The organism is Streptomyces sp. CoH27 (genome assembly GCF_020181035.1).
Lineage (GTDB): Bacteria > Actinomycetota > Actinomycetes > Streptomycetales > Streptomycetaceae > Streptomyces > Streptomyces camelliae.
The window spans coordinates 300421-306717 of the sequence record NZ_JAIQYY010000003.1; the positions used below are offsets into that span (position 1 = coordinate 300421).

A 6297-nucleotide genomic window follows, 5' to 3' on the forward strand; every position below is an offset into this window, starting at 1 on the left:
CGGTTCGGCGGCGGCACTGCGGCACTGCGGTCCGCCCGTCACCCCCACAGCACCGCACCCAGCCACGCCCCCGCGATCAGCAGGCAGGCGAACAGTTCGGCCAGCACGCTGGAGCCGCCCGAGCGCATCGCCGTGCGCAGGGCGGCCAGCGCCTCCCCGCGGCGGCCCAGCCGCAGCCGCTCGTGCACATAGATCCCGGCCATGAAGCCGGGCAGCGCGCCCAGCACCGGAAGCAGTACGAAGCCGAGGAACGCCCCGGCGCCCGCGTACACCCCCATCCGGGGCGTGGCGCCGCTCTGCCGCAGCCGGCGCGGCGGCAGCGCCCAGCGCACCGCGAGCGACAGCAGCAGCACCGCCGTGGCGCCCACCAGGACGCCCCAGGCCACCGGCTGGGGATCCGACAGTGCCCACCAGAGCACGGCGGCCCACACCAGCCACGACCCCGGCACCCCGGGCACCAGTACTCCGCACAGGCCGAGCACGACGACCACGCCGACCAGCAGGAGTTCCCACACTCCCATCTGCCCAGAGTGCCGGAGAAGCCACGGAACGGCAGGCCATCGGCCGGCCGGAGCGGACGAGAGCGCACGAGAAGCCGGGCGGGACCCCCCCGAGAAGCCGGGCGCGAGCGTGCGAGGCGCCGCTACGGCCGGCGGGCGGGAGCCTTGCGGGACGCCGGCCGGGAGCCCACGGGGCGTCGGCGGGCCCCGCGAGAAGCCACGCAGCAGTGTTCGAGACACCGACCGGAGCTCACGAGACGCCGATCGTTCACGAGACGCCGACCGGAGCTCACGAGGCGCCGATCGTTCACGAGACGCCGACAAGTCCCCCGACAGCCGAGCAGAGCCCGTGACGCCGACCGGAGAGCCCCCAGGAGCCCGTGGATGCCTACGAGCGGGTCACCCAGCCCCGCTCGTACGCGTGCCAGCCCAGTTGCAGCCGGGTCGTCACCCCGGCCAGTTCCATCAGTCGCCGTACCCGGCGCTGCACGGTCCGCAGGCCCAGGTCGAGCTGTTTGGCCACGCTCGCGTCGGTCAGCCCGGCCAGCAGCAGGGACAGCACCTCCAGATCGGTGCCGTCCGGGCCGTCCGGCTGTTCCTCGGTCACCCCCGACGTGCCCAGCCGCAGCGGCAGCGCCTCCCGCCACACCGACTCGAACAGCCCGCGCAGCAGCTCCAGCAGGCCGCTGGCGTGCACCACCACCGCGGCCGGCTCGGCCGTCGTCGAGGTCAGCGGCACCATCGCCAGGGAGCGGTCGGCCACCACGAGCTTCGTCGGCACCCGGTCCACGACCCGCACCCGCTCGTCCCGGCCCAGCGCGGCCGTCAGCTCGGTCAGCGCGTGCGGCAGGTCCAGCACAGCGCGCTCCACGACCACCCGGTAGCGCACCCCGCGCGCGGCCGCCTGCTCCTCCGCCTCGTTCTCCATGCCGGACACCACGACCGGGTCGGCGGTGACCAGCGCACACACCTCCTGCGCCGCGCCCAGCTGCAACTGCAGAAAGCGCTGGGCGACCGCCGCCGCGCCGGTCACCACCTCCACCAGGTCGTGCACCGCCGGCTGGGCCGCCGCCGCCCGGTACTCCTGCGCGAGCAGCGCCGCCGCCAGCTCCGCCTGCTCCAGCTCGTGCCGCTGCTGGGTGAGCAGTGCCCCGAGCGCCACCCCCGGCGGCGCCGCCACCCAGCGGCCCGGCCGGGCGGGGGACTGCGCGGCGAGCCCCTGCCGCTCCAGTCGGCGCAGCACCCGCTCGGTGTCCGGCTCGGCCAGCGTCAGGCGGCGCGCCAGATCGCTCACATCGGCCGCGCCGACGGACACCAGCGCCCGGTACGCCGCCTCGTGCGTGTCGTCCAGCCCTATCGCTGCCAGCATCGGCCTCCGCCCCTCCCACACGCCACCGACAAGACCTGCCTCGGCGGGTGTGGCCTGGCGGGAACCGGCCACGGCGCAAACCCGCCGCGGAACATCATCGCCGCAGCGCGGGTGACTCTGCCAAGGTGGCAGCACCCGGGACGCGTGGTCGCGATGGCGATGCACAGCTCAGTCCCAGGAATCCAAGCCACAATCCGGCCATCCGACCGGTGCCGCCCGCGGCGGCCCGGTCGCACGGACCGTGGCCCGGGCCCGTGCGCGTGCGAGACATGCGAAGGGGATGCGGGGCCGGGCCACGCCCAGGCGTCGCCGGGCGGTCCTCCCGTGGGGGGTGGGGCCGCCCGGCGGCCATCAGCGGTTGCTCGTACGGCTGTTCGCTCCGTCACCCGACCGCGCTGTTCGAGATGCCCGGGTGCGCCGGATTTTCCCGATGCCCCGTTTTCCCGCGGCCCGTGCGGTGGACAATCAGGAACATGAGCCAGCAGGGGGGAAGGCCCGCCCGTTCCGAGGACGACTGGTGGGGACAGCTGTACGACGACTCCACCGAGGACACGGGCCCCACGCCCGCGCCCGATTCCCTGGACGACCGCTTCGCCTCCGCGAAGAGCACCGTCACGGGACCGCCGGACACGGCACCCCCGGAGGCCGTCCTGCCGGCACAGCGCACGACCGAGCCTCCACCCACCACGCCCGAGGCCAAGCCGCTGGAACCGGCCACGGCGGCCCCACCGGCCGTCCCGCCCCCGGCTGCTCACCCGGTCCCGGCCCCACCCCCCTCCGCCCTCGACTACGTGGGCTCCGGACCGCCCACCTACGACCCCGAGCCCACCGCGCTGCCCGCGGCCGAGCCCGACGGGCTGGGGGAGCTGGTCGCGGACACCGTGCTGGACGGGGCCCGGTACGGGGCGTGCACGGTGCGGGCGGTGTCGTTGCGGGGGGACTCGGCGCGGTACCGGGGTGAGCCGCGGCGGGACGCGTTGCTGACCGCACGGTTCGGGGCGGGGGAGCAGGCGCTGGTGCTCGTCGCCGTGGCGACCGGCGTACGGGCCACGCCGGGGGCTCATCTGGCCGCGGCCGAGGCGTGCCGGTGGATCGGGCGCGCCGTGGGCCGGAGCCATCAGCGGCTGGTGGAGGACATCCGGGCCGCCCGGCGCGGCGAGCTGAAGTCGGGGCTGCACCGGCTGACCGACCGTAGCCTGGGCCGGCTCCGGGCGAGCGCGGCCGAGCAGGGCGTCGACCCGGAGGAGTACACGGCGAGCCTGCGCTGTCTGCTGCTGCCGGCCGATCCGGACTGCCGTACGCGCGTGTTCTTCGGCGTCGGCGACGGCGGGCTGTTCCGGTTGCGGGACGGCGTCTGGCAGGACATCGAGCCGCAGGTCGCGCCCGAGGACACCACCGGCGCGGCCGCCGTCGGCTTCGGCGCGCAGCCCGCGGGGACGCCGGCCGAGACCCCCGAGGGCGACCGGCTCACCATGGACCTCGGCATCCCGGCCCCGCCGAGCCCGTACGAGCCCGCGCCGGCGCCGGAGCCGCCGCGCGAGCCGTTCCGGTTCCGTGCCTCGGTCGCCCGCCCGGGTGACGCGCTGGTGATGTGCAGCGCCGGCCTGGCCGAACCGCTGCGCGGGGAGCCCGCCCTCTGCGCCTACCTGGCCCGGCGCTGGTCCTGCCGTACCCCACCGGGACTCGCCGCGTTCCTCGCGGACGCCCAGGTACGGGTGAAGGGTTACGCCGACGACCGTACGGCGGCGGCCGTGTGGGAGGCGTGAGGGCCGCCCCTGTGCATCCATGGGTGCATGGCCAAACAGAATGTAGCCGAGCAGTTCGTCGACATCCTCGTCCGCGCCGGCGTACGCCGTCTGTACGGGGTGGTCGGCGACAGCCTCAACCCGGTCGTGGACGCCGTGCGCCGCAACTCCGCCATCGACTGGATCCACGTCCGCCACGAGGAGACCGCCGCGTTCGCGGCCGGTGCCGAGGCCCAGATCACCGGGAAGCTGGCCGCGTGCGCCGGTTCCTGCGGTCCGGGCAACCTGCACCTGATCAACGGCCTGTACGACGCGCACCGCTCGATGGCCCCGGTGCTCGCGCTCGCTTCGCACATCCCCTCCAGCGAGATCGGTCTCGGCTACTTCCAGGAGACCCACCCTGACCGGCTCTTCACAGAATGCAGCCACTACAGCGAACTGATCTCCCACCCGAAGCAGATGCCCCGGCTGCTGCAGACCGCGATCCAGCACGCGGTCGGGCAGAGCGGTGTCAGCGTCGTCTCGCTGCCCGGCGACATCGCCGCGCAGCCCGCCCCGGAGAAGGCCGCGCAGAGCGCCCTCGTCACCTCCCGGCCCACCGTCCGGCCCGGCGACGCCGAGATCGACGCGCTCGTGAAGATGATCGACGAGGCGAGGCGGGTGACCCTGTTCTGCGGCAGCGGCACGGCCGGCGCGCACGCCGAGGTCATGGAGTTCGCGGAGAGGATCAAGTCTCCGGTCGGGCACGCCCTGCGCGGCAAGGAGTTCATCCAGTACGACAACCCGTACGACGTCGGCATGAGCGGACTGCTCGGCTACGGCGCCGCCTATGAGGCCACCCACGAGTGCGACCTGCTGATCCTGCTCGGCACCGACTTCCCGTACAACGCCTTCCTGCCCGACGACGTGACGATCGCGCAGGTCGACGTACGGCCCGAGGTGCTCGGCCGCCGCTCCCGGCTCGACCTCGCCGTGTGGGGTGACGTGCGTGAGACGCTGCGCTGTCTGATCCCGCGGGTGACGGAGAAGACCGACCGGCGCTTCCTGGACAAGATGCTGAAGAAGCACGCCGACGCGCTGGAGGGCGTGGTCAGGGCGTATACGCGCAAGGTCGACAAGCACGTTCCGATCCACCCCGAGTACGTGGCCGCCGTACTCGACGAAGTCGCGGACGGCGACGCGGTGTTCACGGTCGACACCGGCATGTGCAACGTCTGGGCGGCCCGTTACATCTCACCCAACGGGCGCCGCAGGATCATCGGTTCGTTCTCCCACGGGTCGATGGCGAACGCGCTGCCCATGGCCATCGGTGCCCAGTTCACCGACCGGGGCCGGCAGGTGGTGTCGATGTCGGGCGACGGCGGCTTCTCGATGCTGATGGGCGACTTCCTGACGCTCGTGCAGCATGACCTTCCGGTCAAGGTGGTGCTGTTCAACAACTCCTCTCTCGGGATGGTCGAGTTGGAGATGCTGGTCGCCGGACTGCCCTCGTACGGCACCGCCAACACCAACCCCGACTTCGCCGCCGTGGCACGGGCCTGCGGCGCCTACGGGGTGCGGGTGGAGAAGCCCAGGCAGCTCGCCGCGTCTCTCAAGGACGCCTTCCGGCACAAGGGGCCGGCGCTGGTGGACATCGTCACCGATCCCAACGCGCTGTCGATCCCGCCGAAGATCAGCGCCGAGATGGTCACCGGGTTCGCGCTGTCCGCGTCCAGGATCGTGCTGGACGGCGGAGTCGGCCGGATGCTCCAGATGGCCCGCTCCAACCTGCGCAACGTGCCGCGCCCTTGAGGAAAATCTGAGCCTGGAGGGGCGGATTTCGGCCAGTTTCACGGGGCGTGACGGTGTGCCGACGGCCGGTGCCGGGCGCATCTGCCCGGCCGTCGCGGGACGTCCGTGGCGCCCAGCGCGGTCCCTGGAGGCGGCGAGGCGGGTGCGGCCCGGTCCGGCGGGCGCCCCGCACCCCGCCGGGTGGTGGCCGAACAGCGGTCCTCGCGTCGGTGCCAGGACTGCCCTGGTTTCTGCTGGGCAAGCATCCCCCGTGAACGTGTTCGACCAGGAGGGGCAGGGTCAGGCATCGTGCGGGCGGGGGTCATGAAGAGGCAGGCACGAGGGGGAGGTCCCATGGTCGTCGGGGCTGTCACGGACACGACGGGGGAAGCGACCGGTACCGGCACGGACCACGCGCACCGGCTCCGGCGCAAGCTGGGGCGGGCGGATCTCAGGGCGGTGCCCGAGGCCCGCCGGGAGCTGCGCGAACTGCTGCGGCACTGGGGCAAACCGGGCCGCTCGGAGATCGCCGAACTGCTCACCAGCGAACTGGTCACCAACGCCCTCGTCCACACCGACGACGACGCGGTCCTCACGGCCGTCGTGGAGCCGGGCGGACTGCGCGTGGAGGTACGGGACTTCGTGACCCGCAGACCCGAGCTGAGAGCGCCGGACACGGACGACGACACCCATGGGCGGGGCCTGGTGCTGGTGCAGTCCCTCGCGGACGCCTGGGGCGTACGGCCGCACGGCGTGGGCAAGTCGGTGTGGTTCGAGCTGGGCGCCGAGGCGGCGTGAAGGCGAGTCGCCCCGCAGTGGGCGGTATGCGGTTGACCGTATGCGGCTGACCGTATGCAGCGGGCCGTACACCGCAGACGGTACGCAACGGGCCGGGGGCGTGACCCGCGCGGTC

5 protein-coding genes are annotated in these 6297 nt (G+C 73.5%); 3 read left to right on the plus strand and 2 right to left on the minus strand.

The features are described 5' to 3' along the window. Positions 1-38: 38 nt before the first annotated feature. Entirely contained in the window at positions 39-521 is a 483-nt protein-coding gene (locus LE548_RS06605; RefSeq protein WP_225095697.1) for a DUF456 domain-containing protein, read from the minus strand. A 367-nt stretch (positions 522-888) separates the two neighbouring features. Then, complete coding sequence (locus LE548_RS06610) at positions 889-1869, minus strand: LuxR family transcriptional regulator (protein WP_225095698.1); 981 nt, start codon at positions 1867-1869, stop codon at positions 889-891. 473 nt (positions 1870-2342) lie between these two features. Here LE548_RS06610 and LE548_RS06615 point away from each other — a divergent pair, with 473 nt between their 5' ends. The 3 genes from LE548_RS06615 to LE548_RS06625 all read left to right on the plus strand — a co-directional run bounded on the left by LE548_RS06615 (position 2343) and on the right by LE548_RS06625 (position 6182). After that, the gene (locus tag LE548_RS06615) at positions 2343-3635 is read left to right on the plus strand and encodes a protein phosphatase 2C domain-containing protein (protein ID WP_225095699.1); all 1293 of its coding nucleotides are present in this window, start codon (positions 2343-2345) and stop codon (positions 3633-3635) included. Between the two features lie 27 nt (positions 3636-3662). Then, entirely contained in the window at positions 3663-5405 is a 1743-nt protein-coding gene (locus LE548_RS06620; RefSeq protein ID WP_225095700.1) for a pyruvate dehydrogenase, read from the plus strand. A gap of 333 nt (positions 5406-5738) precedes the next feature. Next, complete coding sequence (locus tag LE548_RS06625; protein ID WP_225095701.1) at positions 5739-6182, plus strand: ATP-binding protein; 444 nt, start codon at positions 5739-5741, stop codon at positions 6180-6182. Positions 6183-6297: the final 115 nt, after the last annotated feature.

Excerpts from the sequence above, each read along its gene's own strand:
- LE548_RS06605 (WP_225095697.1), bottom strand. The coding sequence starts at position 521 with ATGGGAGTGTGGGAACTCCTGCTGGTCGGCGTGGTCGTCGTGCTCGGC.
- LE548_RS06610 (WP_225095698.1), bottom strand. The coding sequence starts at position 1,869 with ATGCTGGCAGCGATAGGGCTGGACGACACGCACGAGGCGGCGTACCGG.
- LE548_RS06615 (WP_225095699.1), top strand. The coding sequence starts at position 2,343 with ATGAGCCAGCAGGGGGGAAGGCCCGCCCGTTCCGAGGACGACTGGTGG.
- LE548_RS06620 (WP_225095700.1), top strand. The coding sequence starts at position 3,663 with ATGGCCAAACAGAATGTAGCCGAGCAGTTCGTCGACATCCTCGTCCGC.
- LE548_RS06625 (WP_225095701.1), top strand. The coding sequence starts at position 5,739 with ATGGTCGTCGGGGCTGTCACGGACACGACGGGGGAAGCGACCGGTACC.